The 15,922-nt window shown below is 71.8% G+C and carries 12 protein-coding genes; 3 read left to right on the plus strand and 9 right to left on the minus strand.

The genetic code is table 11. The features are described 5' to 3' along the window. Positions 1–12: 12 nt before the first annotated feature. From ABZV00_RS32445 to ABZV00_RS32465, 5 genes are all read right to left on the minus strand, one after another. Positions 13–1,035: an acetylxylan esterase gene (locus ABZV00_RS32445; RefSeq protein ID WP_355613310.1), complete on the minus strand. Its 1,023-nt coding sequence runs from the start codon at positions 1,033–1,035 to the stop codon at positions 13–15. Between the two features lie 7 nt (positions 1,036–1,042). Continuing rightward, positions 1,043–3,418 (minus strand): glycoside hydrolase family 3 N-terminal domain-containing protein, encoded by a 2,376-nt coding sequence (locus ABZV00_RS32450; protein WP_355613312.1) that lies wholly within the window; start codon positions 3,416–3,418, stop codon positions 1,043–1,045. 97 nt (positions 3,419–3,515) lie between these two features. Then, positions 3,516–4,385, minus strand: a complete 870-nt coding sequence (locus ABZV00_RS32455) for a carbohydrate ABC transporter permease (RefSeq protein WP_328426672.1) — start codon at positions 4,383–4,385, stop codon at positions 3,516–3,518. Beyond that, on the minus strand, positions 4,382–5,380 hold the full coding sequence (locus tag ABZV00_RS32460) for a sugar ABC transporter permease (protein ID WP_355613314.1): 999 nt from the start codon (positions 5,378–5,380) through the stop codon (positions 4,382–4,384). The genes ABZV00_RS32455 and ABZV00_RS32460 overlap by 4 nt, the downstream gene beginning before the upstream one ends. Then, positions 5,377–6,684, minus strand: coding sequence for an extracellular solute-binding protein (locus tag ABZV00_RS32465; protein ID WP_355613316.1), 1,308 nt, complete (start codon positions 6,682–6,684; stop codon positions 5,377–5,379). The genes ABZV00_RS32460 and ABZV00_RS32465 overlap by 4 nt, the downstream gene beginning before the upstream one ends. Positions 6,685–6,821: 137 nt before the next feature. Between ABZV00_RS32465 and ABZV00_RS32470 the strand changes: the two genes are divergently transcribed. Then, positions 6,822–7,877: a LacI family DNA-binding transcriptional regulator gene (locus tag ABZV00_RS32470; protein ID WP_355613318.1), complete on the plus strand. Its 1,056-nt coding sequence runs from the start codon at positions 6,822–6,824 to the stop codon at positions 7,875–7,877. 221 nt (positions 7,878–8,098) lie between these two features. Next, a complete protein-coding gene (locus tag ABZV00_RS32475) occupies positions 8,099–9,136 on the plus strand; it encodes a LacI family DNA-binding transcriptional regulator (RefSeq protein WP_355613320.1) in 1,038 nt (345 codons plus the stop codon). Positions 9,137–9,290: 154 nt separating this feature from the next. On the opposite strand, the gene ABZV00_RS32480 is transcribed toward ABZV00_RS32475, so the two are convergent. From ABZV00_RS32480 to ABZV00_RS32490, 3 genes are all read right to left on the minus strand, one after another. Then, positions 9,291–10,139 carry a peptidylprolyl isomerase gene (locus ABZV00_RS32480; protein ID WP_355613322.1) on the minus strand — a complete coding sequence of 283 codons (849 nt, stop codon included), beginning with the start codon at positions 10,137–10,139 and terminating at the stop codon, positions 9,291–9,293. A gap of 70 nt (positions 10,140–10,209) precedes the next feature. Continuing rightward, entirely contained in the window at positions 10,210–11,463 is a 1,254-nt protein-coding gene (locus ABZV00_RS32485) for a D-alanyl-D-alanine carboxypeptidase (RefSeq protein WP_355613324.1), read from the minus strand. A gap of 10 nt (positions 11,464–11,473) precedes the next feature. Further along, entirely contained in the window at positions 11,474–12,244 is a 771-nt protein-coding gene (locus ABZV00_RS32490; RefSeq protein ID WP_355613326.1) for a MerR family transcriptional regulator, read from the minus strand. Between the two features lie 164 nt (positions 12,245–12,408). Here ABZV00_RS32490 and ABZV00_RS32495 point away from each other — a divergent pair, with 164 nt between their 5' ends. Then, positions 12,409–14,703: an excinuclease ABC subunit UvrA gene (locus tag ABZV00_RS32495; protein WP_355613328.1), complete on the plus strand. Its 2,295-nt coding sequence runs from the start codon at positions 12,409–12,411 to the stop codon at positions 14,701–14,703. 66 nt (positions 14,704–14,769) lie between these two features. On the opposite strand, the gene ABZV00_RS32500 is transcribed toward ABZV00_RS32495, so the two are convergent. After that, positions 14,770–15,189 (minus strand): protein-tyrosine phosphatase family protein, encoded by a 420-nt coding sequence (locus ABZV00_RS32500; RefSeq protein ID WP_328417388.1) that lies wholly within the window; start codon positions 15,187–15,189, stop codon positions 14,770–14,772. Positions 15,190–15,922 lie beyond the last annotated feature (733 nt).

The following is a 15,922-nucleotide window of genomic DNA, read 5'->3' on the forward strand; positions in this document are numbered from 1 at the left end:
CCGTCCTGTCTATCAGCCCGACCGGAGCTCCGCTCCGGATCGCCGTCCGACCGCCGGCCGAATCGGCTCGGCGCCCTCGGCCAGGTGCTCGCCGAGGAAGCGCAGCGCCGCCTCGTCGTCGATCCCGCCGGCCTCGTGGCCGTTGTACCGCCACACCGACAGCTCGGTCGGCCCGGCGTGGGCGTTGACGGCCGCGTAGACCGTCGACGGGGGCACGATGTCGTCCATCAACGCCACCGAGTACCGCGTCGGCCGGCGGCAGCGCCGGGCGAAGTTCACCCCGTCGACGTACGCCAGGGTGGCCAGCACCCGCTCCTCGGCGTCCCGGTGGATCGCCAGGTAGTCCCGGATCTCCCGGTACGGGCGGGCGTCGGTGGCGACGATCGCGCGCGGGATGTCGCAGAGGAACGGCACGAGGGCGACCACCGTCCGTACGCCGGGTGCCAGTGCGCCGGCCGCGAGCGCCAGCCCGCCGCCCTGGCTGTGACCGAGCACCGCCACCCGGGTCGGGTCGACCACCGGCAGGGTCCGGACGGCGTCCACCGCCCGGACCGCGTCGGTGATCAGCCGGCGGTAGTAGTAGGTGCGCGGGTCGGCGATACCCCGGGTGGCCACCCCGGGCGCCTCCGGGCCGGCGGCACCGGGATCCGGGGTGGCTCCCCGGCTCCAGCCCGAACCCTGCCCCCGGGTGTCCATCTGCAGGTGCACGAACCCGGCCGCCGCCCAGAGCAGGTTCTCCAGCGGGTGCCCACGACCGCCGCCGTAGCCGGCGTACTGGACCACGGTCGGCAGCGCCATGCCGGCTCCGTGGGGCACCCGCAGCCAGCCCCGCACGGGTTGGCCGGCGAAGCCCGGGAACGTCACGTCGAACACGTCGATGCTGACCAGCCCGGTCGTCACCGGCTCGACCCGGACCGGCCAGCGGGCGTCCCAGGCCTCCGCCAGGGTGCCGGCCCAGAACTGGTCGAAGTCCGCCGGTTCCCGGACCGCGCTGCGGTAGCCGTGCAGCTGCTCCTCGGGCAGGTCGGTGTACACGTCGCGCTCAGTCGGTCGGGTGGGCCGTGAACGTGGGGTGCATCCGCCGGGTGTGGTCCACCTGCCGTACCGGCCCGGTCAGCTCGACGGTCGCCACCAGCCGCGGTTGCGTGCTGGACGAGGCGAGCCGCAACTCCAGCTCCCCCGGCTCGACCACCCGCCGCCCGTCCCGCCCGGTGAACGAGAGCAGGTCGGCCGGCACGGTCACCTCGATCCGGCGACTGGCGCCGGCCTCCAGCGGCACCCGTAGGTAGCCGATCAACCGCTGCACCGGCTGCACCACCGAGGCCACCGGGTCGTGCGCGTAGAGCTGCACCACCTCACTGCCCCACCGGGTGCCGCTGTTACGCAGCGTGAAGGCCAGCAGCAGCTCCCCGTCGGTCTCCGCCGTCGCCTGTTCGACCGTCAGCTCCGACCAGTCGAATCGGGTGTAGCTGAGCCCGTGCCCGAAGCCGTACGCGGGCGTGGGGTCGATGTTGGAGACGTCGCTGGCCTGGCCCAGCCGGGCGGCGAGGTAGGTGGTCGGCTGGCCACCCGGGCTGCGCGGCACACTGACCGGCAGCCGACCCTGCGGCTCGACCCGCCCGCTGAGCAGACCGGCGATCGCCGACGGCCCCTCCTCGCCCGGGAAGAACGACTGCACGATGGCCGCCGCCTCGTCGACCGCCCGGCCCAGCGCGTACGGCCGGCCGGCGATCAGCGTGACCACCACCGGGACGCCGACCTCCAGCAGCGCGTCCAGCAGCTGCTGCTGCACCCCGGGCAGGGCCAGCGACTCCGCGTCGCAGCCCTCACCGCTGGTGCCCCGGCCGAACAGCCCGGCCCGGTCACCCAGGGCCGCGATGACGACGTCCGCGCCCCGGGCCGCCTCGACCGCCGGGGCGAACCCACCGGTCTCCGGGCCGTCGACGCTCGCGCCGGGCACGACCACGACCTCGCTTCCTGGAAACTCGGCGCGCAGCGCCTGCACGAGGGTGGGCAGCTCGATCCCGAGCGGCAGCTCCGGGTGGTGGGATCCGACGTGAACCGGGAACGAGTAGCAGCCCAGCACCGCCGTCGGGTTCTCGGCCTGCGGGCCGACCACCGCGATCCGCGCCGGCCTGGCCAGCGGCAGGACGCCGTCGTTGCGCAGCAGGACGACGGCCTGTTCGGCCACCTCTCGGGCGAGTTCCCGGTTGGCGGGTGGGTCCAGGTCGATGGTGCCCCGCACCGCCTCCGGGTCGGTGAGGTCGACGCCGGCGAGCGCCACCGGCACCGGGTTCCACCCGTCGTCGAGGAGCCCGAGCTGGGCCTTCTGCAGCAGCACCCGCCGCACCGCCCGGTCGATCAGCGCCTCGGCCACCTGCCCGGCGGCGAGGGCCTCGTGCAGCGGCTCACCGAAGGTCTTCACGGTGGGCAACTCCACGTCCACCCCGGCGGCGAGGGCCACCCCGGCCGCCTCGCCCCAGCTGCCGGCGACCCCGTGCAAGGTGCGCAGGAAGGCGATGCCGAAGTAGTCGGCCACCACCGTGCCGGTGAACCCCCAGGTCTCCCGGAGCAGGCCCGTGAGCAGTTCCTCGTCGGCCGCCGACGGCATCCCGTCGGTGTCGGTGTAGGCGTGCATCACCGACCGCGCACCGCTTTCCCGGACCGCCATCTCGAACGGCGGCAGCATCACGTCCGCCCGCTCCCGCGGGCCCATGCCGACAGGCGCGTGGTTGCGCCCGGCCCGGGATGCGGAGTAGCCGGCGAAATGCTTGAGGGTGGCGACCACGCCGGCGGACTCCAACCCCTGGATGTACGCGGTGGCGAGAGTCCCCACCAGGTACGGGTCCTCGCCCATGGTCTCCTCGACCCGCCCCCAGCGGGCGTCGCGGACCACGTCGAGCACCGGTGCGAGCCCCTGGTGCACGCCGAGGCGGCGCAGGTCGGCGCCGATCAGGCCGGCCATCCGCCGGATCAGTGCCGGGTCGAAGGTGGCTCCCCAGGACAACGGCACCGGGTACGCGGTCGCGCCCCAGGTGGCGAAGCCGGCCAGGCACTCCTCGTGGGCGAGGGCCGGGATGCCGAAACGGTTCGCGGCGGCGATCCGCTGCTGGGTCCGCAGCAGGGAGAGCGCGCCGAGCGCCGGGTCGACCGGAGCGGTGCCGAACGGCCGGGTCAGCTGCCCGAGCCCGGTGTGCAGCAGCTCGTCGAGGTCGACCGGCTCCTCCATTTCGTGCTGGTGGGGCGCGACCTCACCGCCGTCGGCGGAGGCGCCCACCCAGACGCCGTACAGCTGGGCGATCTTCTCCGGCAGGGTCATCGCGGCGACGAGGGCGTCGACGCGGGTGGGCGGGTCGTAGGAGGGATCGTTCCAGATGGTGGTGCTCGGTTCGGTGTCCACGGTCACGTTGTCGGTCACTTTCCTCCGACGCCCATCGGCCCCCGTAGGAGGGACCGCTGGGCGAACAGGTAGACGGTTATGCGGTGTTTCGCGTCTCTGCGCGTACCGGTGCTGCTCAGCCCTTCACCGCACCCTGCAGGCCACCGACGATCTGCTTCTCGGCGAAGGTGAAGAAGAGAAGTGCCGGCAGCATCGCCAGCGAGGTGAACGCGAGGATTCCCGCGGTGTCGGAGGTGTACTGGCTGGAGAAGTTCTGCACGCCCAGCGGCAGGGTGTGCAGGTCGGCGTCGCCGAGCACGAGCAGCGGCAGGAGGAAGGCGTTCCAGCTCGCCACGAACGCGAGGACCCCGACGGTGACCAGCGCGGGCCGGGACAGCGGCAGCATGACCCGCCAGAGGAAACCGAGCCGGCCGGCGCCGTCGATCGCCGCGGCGTCCTCCAACTCGCGGGGTACGGCGGCCAGGAACGGACGCAGGATCACGATCGTGAGCGGCAGCGAGAAGGCGACCTGCGGGAGGATCACCGCGTAGTAGGAGTTGATCAGGTTGAGGTCGCGCAGCATCAGATAGAGCGGCAGGATCGCCGCCCCGGCCGGGAAGAGCAGACCGAGGGTGAAGAAGGTGTAGAGCGTCTCCCGGCCGCGGAAGCTGTAGCGGGCGAGCACGAACGCGGCGCAGACGCCGAGCAGCACGACGGCGAGCGTCGTGCCCAGGGCGATCACCGCGCTGTTGAGCGCCTGCTGCCAGAAGTCGACCCGCGTCAAGACCCTGGCGTAGTTGTCCCACACCCACGGGTCGGGCAGCCCGGCCGGGTCCGCGATGATCTGCGGGGTGGTTCGGAAGCCGCCGACGATCACGTAGACCACCGGGGCGATGGAGACGGCGGCGATCGCGAGGGCCAGCCCGTAGGTCAGCGGACTGCCCCACGAGAACGGACGGCGGTGCGGCGACGAGGGGGACGTCAGCGCGTTCTCGACCACGGTCAGTTCCTCCTTCCGGTGACGGCGCCCGCGATGTCGCGACGGAGGAGAAAGCGCTGGAACAGCAGCGCCGCGATGAAGGAGATGACGAACAGGATCACGGCCACCGCGTTGCCGTAGCCCCAGAGCCGGGCGAAGAAGCCGTTGTCCACCATGTACGTGGCCATGGTGGCCGAGGCGCCGAGCGACCGGACCGCGGGCACCGAGGTCACCCAGATCACGTCGAAGACCTGCAACGAGCCGATCATCGACAGGAACATCCAGATCCGGATCGTCGGGCCCAGCAGCGGGAGCGTGACGTGCCGCTGGGTCTGCCACCAGCTCGCGCCGTCGATCGCGGCGGCCTCGGTCAGCTCGGGCGGCACGTTCGACAGTCCGGCGAGCAGGAGAATGATCGCGAAGCCGACGTACTTCCAGGTGAGGACAACCAGCAGCGTCCAGATGACGATGTCGAGGTCGGCGAGCCACGCCTGCACCAGGCTGCCCAGGCCGATCTGCCGCAGCAGCGCGTCGATGGTCCCGCCGCCGGTGAGGATCAACTTCCACATGATGCCGACGGTGACTTCGGCGAGGACGTACGGCACGAACACCAGGAGCCGGAACACGGTGCGGCCGCGGAAGCGACGGTTGAGCAGCAGGGCCACGGCCAGGGCGATGGGGCCCTGGAGCAGCAGCGACCCGAACACGATGATGGCGTTGTTGCGAAGAGCGTCCAGGAAGATCGGGTCCTGGAAGGCGAGGATGTAGTTGTTGAATCCGACGAACTCGGTGGGCGGCCCGACTCCGCGCCAGCGGAAGAGGCTGTAGTAGCCCGCGAAGCCCATCGGCACCAGCACGAACATCACGTAGACGGCGACCGCCGGCGTGGTGAGCCCGATGATCTCGTACCACTTGCGTCTGGTCTCGGCAGCGCGGGACGACGGGCGTCGGGCGGCCGGGGGGCCCGCCGGCGGCACGGACGCGCCGCCGGCGGGGCTCAGGGTCGGGTTGGTGGAGGTCACTTCTTCGCGGCCGCCTTCATCGCCTCGACGACCTTCTCCGGGGTGCCGTTGCCCGCGAAAATGGCGATGACCGCGTCGTTCATCGCGTTGCCGACGGTGCTGCCGAAGGCCGTGTCCAGCCAGAGCTGCACATACGTCGCACCCGAGGTGGCCTCCAGGATGGACTTCAGGGCGGGGTCGGCCACGCCGGCCTCCGCACCCTTGGCTACGGGCAGGCCGGTGCCGGTCCCGGCGAAGCCCTTCTGCACCTCGGGGCTCACGATGTACTTGAGGAACTCGACGCACTCGGCCGGGGCGTTCTTGGCGCAGGCGAACCCGTCGCCGCCGCCGAGGGCCGCCTTCGGGTCACCGGCGGAGCCGGCGATCGCCGGCACGGGGAACCAGCCGAGGAACTTCGTGAGCGCTTCGGGATCCTCGGCGACGGTCTCCAGGGTGCCCCTGTTCCAGTCGCCCATCAGCTCCATCGCGGCCTTGCCGTTGGCGACCAGCCCGTTGGCGCTGGTCGGGTCGTTCTGGCCCGGCGTCGCAATGAAGTTCGGCTGGAACGGGTTGGTGCCGATGAAGGTCTTCAGGTCCTGGCCCGCCTTGACGAAGCACGGGTCGTCGAAGACCAGGTCGACGGACGCCTTCTTGAGCGTGTCGACCGAGCAGGCACGCAGCGCGAAGTTGTACCACCAGTGCGCCGCGGGCCACTTGTCACCGGCCCCCAGCGCGATCGGGATGACGTTGATTGCCTTGAGCTTCGTGACCGCCTGGTTGAGCTCCTCGAAAGTGGTCGGAGGAGCGGTGATGCCCGCTTTCGCGAACATGTCCTTGTTGTACCAGATGCCCTCAATCCCCATCCGGTACGGCAGGCCATACTGCTTGCCGTTCACCTGCCAGATCTCGGTCGCGCTGCCGATGTTGGCGACCTCGCCCTTGACCTGATCGGTGAGGTCCTTGAGGTAGTCGGCCTCCACCTGCTCACGCATCTCGCCGCCGCCCCACGCCTGGAAGATGTCCGGCGGGTCGCTGGACAGCAGCGCGGCGGGGAGCCGGGTGCGCTGGAGTTGGTTGGTCTCGATCGCCTCGATCTGGACCGTGACGGTCGGGTGCAGTGCGGAGAAGTCCTTCGCGGCCTTCTCCCAGTAGGTCTTGCCAGGCCCGTCCTGGGAGGCGTTGTGCCACCAGGTCAGGGTCACCGGGTTCTTGTAGAGCTCGTTCTCGGCGGGTGCCTCGCTGTCGCCGCCGTTACACCCGGCGACGAGCAGTGCGGTCGTCATTAACAGCGCCAGGGTGGCGCCCGCGCGGTGCTTCATCGCCATCGACACGTCTCCTCGACTAGCAGTGGCGGTACTTAGGTGCGGCGAGTTTTACAGTCACGTAACGGGGTGTCAACCGTTGTCGATAACGTTTTCTACCCCTCGCGACGAGTCCCAGGTGGCCCACTATCATCGTCGGCGTGACCTTCCCTGAGCGTGTCAAGATGTCGGACGTGGCCCGTACGGCCGGCGTCTCGGTGGCGACCGTGTCGAAGGTCGTCAACGGTCGCTACGGCGTGGCGCAGGCGACCGTGGAGCGCGTCCGGGAGGTCATCCACCAGCTCGGCTACGAGGCCAGCCTGGGAGCGCAGAGCCTGCGCAGCCACCGGACGAACGTCCTGGGCATCCTGGTCGCCGAGTTCGAGCCGTTCTCGACCGAGCTGCTCAAGGGCGCGTCGAAGGAGGTCGCCGGCACCGGCTACCAACTGCTGGCCTACTCCGGCGGCGACGGCGACGGCACGGCCGTCGGCTGGGAGCGGCGCTCGCTGGCCCGCCTGTCCGGGACGCTCATCGACGGGGCGGTGATCGTCACGCCGACGGTGGTCGAGACCAAGCAGGGCTTCCATGTCGTGGCCGTCGACCCCCACACCGGCCCGTCGGGGCTGCCCACCGTCGACTCGGACAACTTCGCCGGCGCGGTGCTCGCGACCAACTACCTGCTGTCGCTCGGCCACCGCCGCATCGGCCACATCAGCGGTCGCCCCGACCTCGAGTCGGCGCGCCTTCGCGAGGCCGGCTTCCGCCGAGCCATGGCCGACGCGGGCGTCGCGGTCGACGAACGACTCGTCCGCGTCGGCGGTTTCCGGGTCGAGAGCGCCGCCGCCACGGCCGCGGAACTGCTGGCACTGCCCGACCGGCCGACCGCCGTCTTCGCCAGCAACGACCTCTCCGCGATCTCCACGATGGACGTCGCCCGGACCATGGGCCTCACGGTGCCCGACGACCTGTCCGTGATCGGTTTCGACAACATCCCTGAGTCGGCGCTGGTCACCCCGCAGCTCACTACGATCTCGCAACCCCTGCAGCGCATGGGCGCCGTGGCGATGCGGCTGCTCATCGACCTCGTCGGCGGCGTCGAACGCGACCCGCACGTCCGGCTGCCGACCGAACTGGTCGTCCGGTCTTCCTGCGGCCCGTACACGCCCTCCCCCGGGACCGATCGGCCGCCGTCGGCAGCCGGTGCGGCGAGCGGCTGAGCGGCGAGGTCACGGGTGCTAGGCCGGGCCCGGCGACGCGCCGGCCCGTGCCGATCAGCCGGACTTCCGGGAATTCTCCGCAACTTCCCGAACACGGCGGCGATGCGCCCTGTCGCCAGCCCCCGGTCCGTGCGGCAAGATGACCGATGGGACGGGCACGCTGCTCCGGGGCATCCCGGTGCCGGCGTCCGGCCCGCCCCCGAAAGATCAAAGGAGACGCGGTGAACGCGGACGACGGACGCAGGGTGACCATCACCGCGATCGCACGGGAGGCCGGAGTGTCGGTGCCGACCGTGTCCCGGGTGCTCAACGGTCGGTCCGATGTGGCACCCGACACCCGGGAACGGGTCGAGGAGCTGCTGCGCCACCACGGCTACCGGCGCCGCAGCAGCCGCAGCGTCCGCCGCGCCGGTCTCGTCGACCTGGTCTTCAACGACCTGGACAGCCCCTGGGCCGTGGAGATCATTCGCGGGGTGGAGGACGTCGGGCACGGCGCCGGCGTCGGCACCGTGGTCTCCGCGATCCACCGGCAGCCCACCGCGGCCCGGCAGTGGTTGCAGAATCTGCGTACCCGGGCCACCGACGGCGTCATCTTCGTGACCTCGCACCTGAGCCCGCCGCTGCACGCGCAGCTGCGCCGCCTCAACGTGCCGGTGGTGGTCGTCGACCCGGCCGGCGTGCCGGCCATGGACGTGCCGACGATCGGTGCCACCAACTGGTCCGGCGGACTCGCCGCGACCGAGCACCTGCTCTCGATCGGGCACCGGCGGATCGGGTTCGTCGCCGGACCCACGCACCTGTTGTGCAGCCGGGCTCGGCTCGACGGTTACCGGGCCGGGTTGGAGGCGGCCGGGGTGCCGGTCGACGACGCCCTGGTCTGCCCGGGCGACTTCTACCACGCCTCCGGGTTCGCCGCCGGCACGGCGCTGCTCGACCTCGCCGATCCGCCGACGGCCATCTTCGCGGCCAGCGACCAGATGGCCTTCGGGGTCTACGAGGCCATCCGGCGTCGGGGGTTGCGAGTCCCGGACGACGTTAGCGTGGTGGGCTTCGACGACCTGCCGGAGGCCCGCTGGGCTTCGCCGCCGCTGACCACCGTGCGTCAACCGCTGGTGGAGATGGGCCGACTGGCGGCGCGGACCGTGCTGCGGCTGGCTCAGGGCGAGGGTATCGACTCGCCCCGGGTGGAGCTCGCCACCGAGTTGGTCGTCCGGGACAGCACCGCCATCGCGCCGACCGGGTCACCCGACCGGTCGTGACGGTCGGAATCGGGTCGGACGCTGGTTCGGCGGTTCCGGATCGGATCCCGAAAATTCCGGCTTCTTACGGCCCCAATGACGGCTAGTGGCCGGCGCGCGACCGGCGCGCCCTGGTGCGGTGAGCGACCCGGAGCCGCCCACCGCGCCAGCACGGTCAGTGGTGGTGGTGCGAGCGGACGGCCCGGCGGATGTCCACCGGCAGTGCGGGTGCGCCGTCGACCGGTGCCGGGTCCTCGGCGGTCGGCGCCACTCCCCCAGCGGCGATCCGGTCCAGGGTGGCCAGCCCGGCCGCGTCGATCTCCCCGAAGATCGTGTAGTTGGGGCGCAGCGCGGAGTTGGCGTAGACCAGGAAGAACTGGCTGCCGTTGGTGTCCGGCCCGGCGTTGGCCATGGCCAACACGCCCCGGGCGTACACCTTGCGTTCGCCGGTCGGATCGGTGGGCGCCGGCGGCAGGTCGGTCGGCAGTTCGTCGCGGTACCGGTATCCCGGGCCGCCCTCGCCCGTGCCGGACGGGTCACCGCACTGCAACACGCTGAGCGTCGGGTACGCGGTCAGCCGGTGGCACATGGTGCGGTCGTAGAAGCGCTTGCGGACCAGGTGCAGGAAGCTCTGCACCGTGCACGGCGCGGTTGCCCGGTCCAGGGTCAACCCGATCGGCCCGTGGTTGGTGGAGAGGGTCACCCGGACGGTGCCCCGGTCCGGGGTACGCCGCGGGTCGGGCGGCAGTGGCACCGGCCGGGCCGCCGGCTCGTCGGGCGTCTCGGTGTACGCGCATGGGCCATGCGTGGTGCGCGGCGGGCGGGTGGCGGCGTCGGCGGCTGCTGGCGGCGCGGCGGACGCGGTCACGGCGTCGACGGACGCGCCCGGCGCGCCTACGGCGGTGGCGGACGCGCCGACGACCAGCGCCCCGGCGAGCACCGTCACCCCCGCGAGGCGGGTCAGCGCGCGCACCGACCGGCGGGGTGCCGCCACGCCGGGCCGCGGTTCGAGTTCACTCGACACAGGGATCCTCCTGGACTCGTGGTGCCAGAAAGACCGGAGTCTATGGACGTCAGAGCTGGTTGTCGATCCGTCAGGGCAGCCGACGGCGGTGCCGCCACAACAGCCCGCCCAGCAGCAGCACCCCCGCGCCGCTCAGCGCGGTCACCGACCAGAGCCACCCCGACCCGGCGTGCACCGGACCGCTGGCCGCCGCCGGTCGGGGCGCACGGGGCGCAGCCAGCGCGGACGGCGAGGCCGACGGCGTGGCGGTCAGCTCGCCCGGCTCGACCAGCCGGCCGACCGCGGCATCGCGGGGCAGCGTGAAGCCCCAGTCCAACAGGGCCGCGCCCTGCTCCCAACCGCGCTTCGGCGCCGGCTCGGCGCCCAGCAGGGTCACCACCAGCCGCCGCCCGCCGCGTTGCGCCGCGCCGACGTAGGTGTGCCGGGCCAGGTCGGTGAAGCCGGTCTTGCCGCCGAGCGCGCCCGGGTACCGGTAGATGAGCTGGTTCTCGTTCTGGATCTGGAAACCCTTGATGCGCTGCGCCGGCTGGGCCGGGATCTGCGTCTGCTCGGTGAGCGCGTACCGGCGGAAGTTCGGCTCGGCGAAGCAGGCCCGGGCGATCAGCGCGAGGTCGTACGCGCTGGTGAACTGCCCCTTGCCGTCCAGCCCGGAGGGGGTGACCGCGTGCGTCTGGAGCGCGCCGAGCCGGTGCGCCTGCTCGTTCATGGCGCGTACTCCGCCGGCCGCGCCGTCCGCCCCGCCGCCCAGCCGGGCCAGCGCGTTGGCCGCCTCGTTGCCCGAGTTGAGCAGCAACCCGAGCCAGATGGTCTCGACGGTGTACCGGCCGCCCTCGACCAGGCCGACGGCGGACGAACCGGGCTCGATGTTCATGTCCGCCGCAGTGACGGTGACTGTCTGCTTCGGATCCAGCCGGGACAGCATCGTGGCCGCCAGCAGCAGCTTCTGCACGCTGGCCGGGGTGCCGTACTCGTGCGGGCCGCAGCCACCGAGCACCTGGCCGGTGTCCAGGTCGGCGACCAGCCACGAGGTGGCGGTGACCGCCGGTGGCGCGCCGGCGCCGGCCGGCACGACCAGTCCGCTGGTGGCCAGTCCGACTCCGCCGACCACCCGCTGCTCGGGCACGGCGGGCGGGGGCGAGGGCCGTGGCGGCCGGGACACCGCTGGCGCCGGCACCGTCGGGCACCGCACGGTCGTCGCGGCGGCGGAACCCGTGGGGGCAGAACCCGTGGTGGCGGTCGTAGCGGCGGCGGTCGTCGCGGGAGCGGTCGTCGCGGGAGCGAGCAGGACGGCGGACGCCGCGACCGTCAGCAGCGCAGCTTTCATGAGCCCGACCCTAGCCAACAAGATCCCCCGCCGGGACCGGATACCCGGCCGACCATCCGGCGGCATCCCGACCGCCCAGGTAGTCGTGCAGCGCGGCACTCCCCCGCAGCCGGCGCAGACTGCGCGCGTGCAGTTCCTGCTCACGGCGGGCCAGCTCGGCGCGGACCCGTTGGGCGCTGCCGGTGGTGCGCAGCTCGCCCAGCACCGCCCCGATGATCTCGAACGGGTAGGCGCCCCGGCGCAGCAGCGCGACGACCTGCGCGGCGCGCAGCTCGGCCTCGTCGTACACCCGATATCTGGTGCCCGGCGTGCGAACCGGTCGCAGCAGGCCGCGCTCCTCCCACAGCCGAAGTTGCGAGGTCCGGACCCCGACCAGGGCGGCGACCTCACCGATGCGGGCGCCACGGCGGGGCACCGGCCGGGCCTGCGACGGACTGGCCAGCACAGTCTCGAAAGCGCCGAGCACCCGGCGGATCTCGGCGCGCTCCCGGTCCAGCTCGGCGTGGCCGCCGTCGAGCGCCGCGAGGGCCGCCGGCAGGTCACCCCGGTGCACCGCCGCCATGATCTCCCGGGTACGGCTCCAGCCATGCCCCTCGGCGAGCCTCCGCGCCACGGTCAGCGCCCGCGCGTGCTCGGCCGTGAAGATCCGATAGCCGCTCGCAGTGCGCCGCACTGGCGGCAGCACGCCCACCTCGACGTAGTTGCGCACCTGCTGCACCGAGATCCCGGCGGTGGCGGCCAGGTCCACCGCCCGCAGGCGGTCCTTGGGTGCGAAGTCCACGGCGGCCACCGTACCGGTTGCCACGTGATTTGAGACTTTGCGGGTCGTTTCGGCGTAGTCACCAGTGGAATCTCGGCAAAAGTCTCTACAAGAGGATGAATGAGACAATGTAATCCGTCAACCCGGCGGGGTCCTTCCCCGCCGGGATCTCGTGAAGGGTTCGCATGTCGCAGCCAGCATGGTCCGTCGCCGACAGCCACGACATGATCGAGGTACGCGGAGCGCGGGAGAACAACCTCGCCAGCGTTTCGGTCGACATCCCCAAGCGCCGGTTGACCGTCTTCACCGGTGTCTCCGGCTCGGGCAAGTCGTCGCTCGTCTTCGGCACCATCGCCGCCGAGTCCCAGCGCCTGATCAACGAGACCTACAGCGCTTTCCTCCAGTCATTCATGCCGAACCTCAACCGGCCGGACGTCGACTCGCTGCGCAACCTCGGTGCGGCCATCGTGGTCGACCAGGAGCGGATGGGGGTCAACTCGCGCTCCACCGTGGGCACCGCAACCGACGCGTACGCCATGCTCCGGATCGTCTTCAGCCGGCTCGGCCAGCCGTCGGTGGGCGGTGCCGGGGCGTTCAGCTTCAACCTGGCCGAGGGGATGTGCCCGACCTGCGAAGGGCTGGGCCGGGTCTCCGACCTCGACGTGAGCGAGTTGGTGGACGTCGAGCGCTCGCTCAACGACGGCGCGATCACCGTGCCCAACTTCGCGGTCGACTCCTGGTACTGGCAGACGATCGTCGGGTCCGGTCTGTTCGACCCGGACACCAAACTCCAGGACTACACCGAACAGCAGTGGCAGGACCTGCTGTACAAGCCGTCCACGAAGATCAAGATGGGCAGCAACAACTGGACGTACGAGGGTCTGGCGGTCAAGGTCAAGCGGCTCTACCTGGCCAAGGACCGCGACTCGATGCAGGGACACATCCGCGCCTTCGTCGACCGGGCCGTCACCTTCACCACCTGCGCGGACTGCGGCGGCACCCGACTCAACGCGGCGGCCCTGTCATCGCGGATCGCCGGGCGCAACATCGCCGAGTGCTCGGCCATGCAGATCAGCGACCTGGCCGCGTTCGTACGGGGCGTCGACGACCCGGCGGTGGCGCCGCTGATCGCCAACCTGCGCGATCTGCTGGACTCACTGGTCGAGATCGGGTTGGGCTACCTCAGCCTGGACCGCGAGTCGGCGACCCTCTCCGGTGGTGAGGCGCAGCGGGTGAAAATGGTCCGGCACCTCGGCTCCAGCCTCTCCGACGTCACGTACGTCTTCGACGAACCGACCGTCGGGCTGCACCCGCACGACATCGCCCGGATGAACGACCTGCTGCTGCGGCTGCGCGACAAGGGCAACACCGTACTGGTGGTGGAACACAAGCCGGAGACCATCGCGATCGCCGACCACGTGGTCGACCTCGGGCCGGGCGCCGGCACCGACGGCGGCCGGATCTGCTTCACCGGGGACGTCCCCAGCCTGCGCCGCTCCGACACACTCACCGGTCGGCACCTGGACCACCGGGTGACCCTGCGCGACGAGGTGCGCCAACCGAGCGGGCAGCTCGCCATCCGCCACGCCGACCTGCACAACCTGCGCGACGTGGACGTGGACATCCCGCTCGGGGTACTCACCGTGGTCACCGGAGTCGCCGGCTCCGGCAAGAGCTCGCTGATCCACGGGTCGCTGCGCGGCCGGGCCGGGGTGGTGATCGTGGACCAATCCCCGATCCGCGGGTCACGACGCAGCAACCCGGCCACCTACAGCGGGCTGCTCGACCCGATCCGCGCCGCCTTCGCCAAGGCCAACGGGGTCAAGGCGGCGCTGTTCAGCGCCAACTCCGAGGGTGCCTGCCCGGCCTGCAAGGGGATCGGGCTGATCTACACGGACCTGGCCATGATGGCCGGCGTGGCGAGCGTCTGCGAGCGGTGCGAGGGACGGCGATTCACCAACGAGGTGCTCACGTACACGCTGCGGGGCAAGAACATCAGCGAGGTGCTGGCCATGCCGGTCACCGAGGCCCACGCGTTCTTCCCCAGCGGGCCGGCGCACCTCATCCTCGGTCGGCTGGTCGACGTCGGGCTGGGCTACCTCAAGCTCGGCCAGCCGCTGACCACCCTCTCCGGCGGGGAGCGGCAACGACTCAAGCTCGCCATCCACCTGGCGGAGAAGACCAGCACGTACGTGCTGGACGAGCCGACCACCGGCCTGCACCTGGCCGACGTGGACCAACTACTGGCCCTGCTGGACCGGATGGTCGACGCCGGCAACACCGTGATCGTCATCGAGCATCACCAGGCGGTCATGGCCCACGCGGACTGGCTCATCGACCTGGGCCCGGGCGCCGGGCACGACGGCGGGCGAATCGTCTTCACCGGCACGCCGGCCGAACTGGTCGCCCGGGGTGACACGCTCACCGCCGACCACCTGCGCGAGTACGTCAACGAGCCGACGGCGATCACCAAGGGGTAGGGGGCGAGCCGCACCCGACGAGCGGGCCGGATCGGCGGCGGGCCGCAGAGCGGGCGGTGGTGGTGGTCAGGCGACGCGGCGCAGCCAGCGCCGCTGCCAGGGCGTCTCCACCGCTTTCGGGTGGTAGCCCGCCCGGACCCACGGCACCGCCCGCTCGGCCGGCAGGCCGTCGAGGATCGCCAACGCGGCCAACGCCGTACCGGTGCGCCCCACCCCACCCCGGCAGGCCACCTCGACACGCTCACCGTCATGTGCCCGCCGCAGCGCCGCCCGCAGGGCGTCGAGGGCGTCCGCCCGATCGAGCGGTAGCCAGAAGTCGGGCCACCGGATCCGCCGGTACGGCCAGTCCGGCGCCGGACCGGGCGCCAACAGCAGGGCGAAGTCGGCGGGCGAGGCGACCGCACCAATGCGGCGCCCGCGCACCGTCGCCCCGCTGGGCAGTACGAGCACACCCGACTGCTCGGACCAGATTTGCGCGACAGTCACCCCAGCATTGTGCCGGCACGGCCACCGAGCATGTTGCCGGCACGGCCACCGAGCATGGGTCCGGCACGCGCAACCGCGCATGGCCCGGCCACGCGCACCAATCTTGGTACCGCCGACGCTTCGAGCATGGGCTGCCGGGCATGGGCTCGGCACCCGCACCCCGCATGGCTCGGCACGCGCACGCCCCCGCATGGGCTCGGCACGCGCATCCGCATGGGCTCGGCACGCGCACCCCGCATGGGCTCGGCACGCGCACCCCGCATGGGCTCGGCACGCACCGCGCGTGGTGCCGCCGGACGCGCTGAGCGTGGGGCCAGCACGCGCACCGACGTGCCGCCACTGCGGGTGGGTACAGACAGCGCCGCCCCGGCTGGTGGGCCGGGGGCGGCGTTGGTGTCGGTGTGCAGGTCGCCTCTCGGCGAGTGGCACGACGCGGCTCCAGCCGAACGGTGTTCCGCGAAGGCAATAAAGGTGAGGCCCGGGGACACTGAGTCACACCGACACTGACCACAACCAGCCTCCGGCCGGCGTTGTTCCCCTGGGCGACACCCGACCAGTCGGCGTGGAGATGCCGCTGGCCGGCACCCCAGGCTCGGGGTGCCGGCCAGCGGTCGGTTCATGTGGTGGTGCTGTGGTGTTGTGGGTCAGCTGTTCCAGTTCTGGCCGACCAGGTCGGTGGCCTGCTTCTCCCACTGGGCGTAGGCGTCCGGGTAGGCCGACACCTGCACGGTCT

The sequence above is a fragment of the Micromonospora sp. NPDC005173 genome (assembly GCF_040608515.1).
Classification (GTDB): domain Bacteria; phylum Actinomycetota; class Actinomycetes; order Mycobacteriales; family Micromonosporaceae; genus Micromonospora.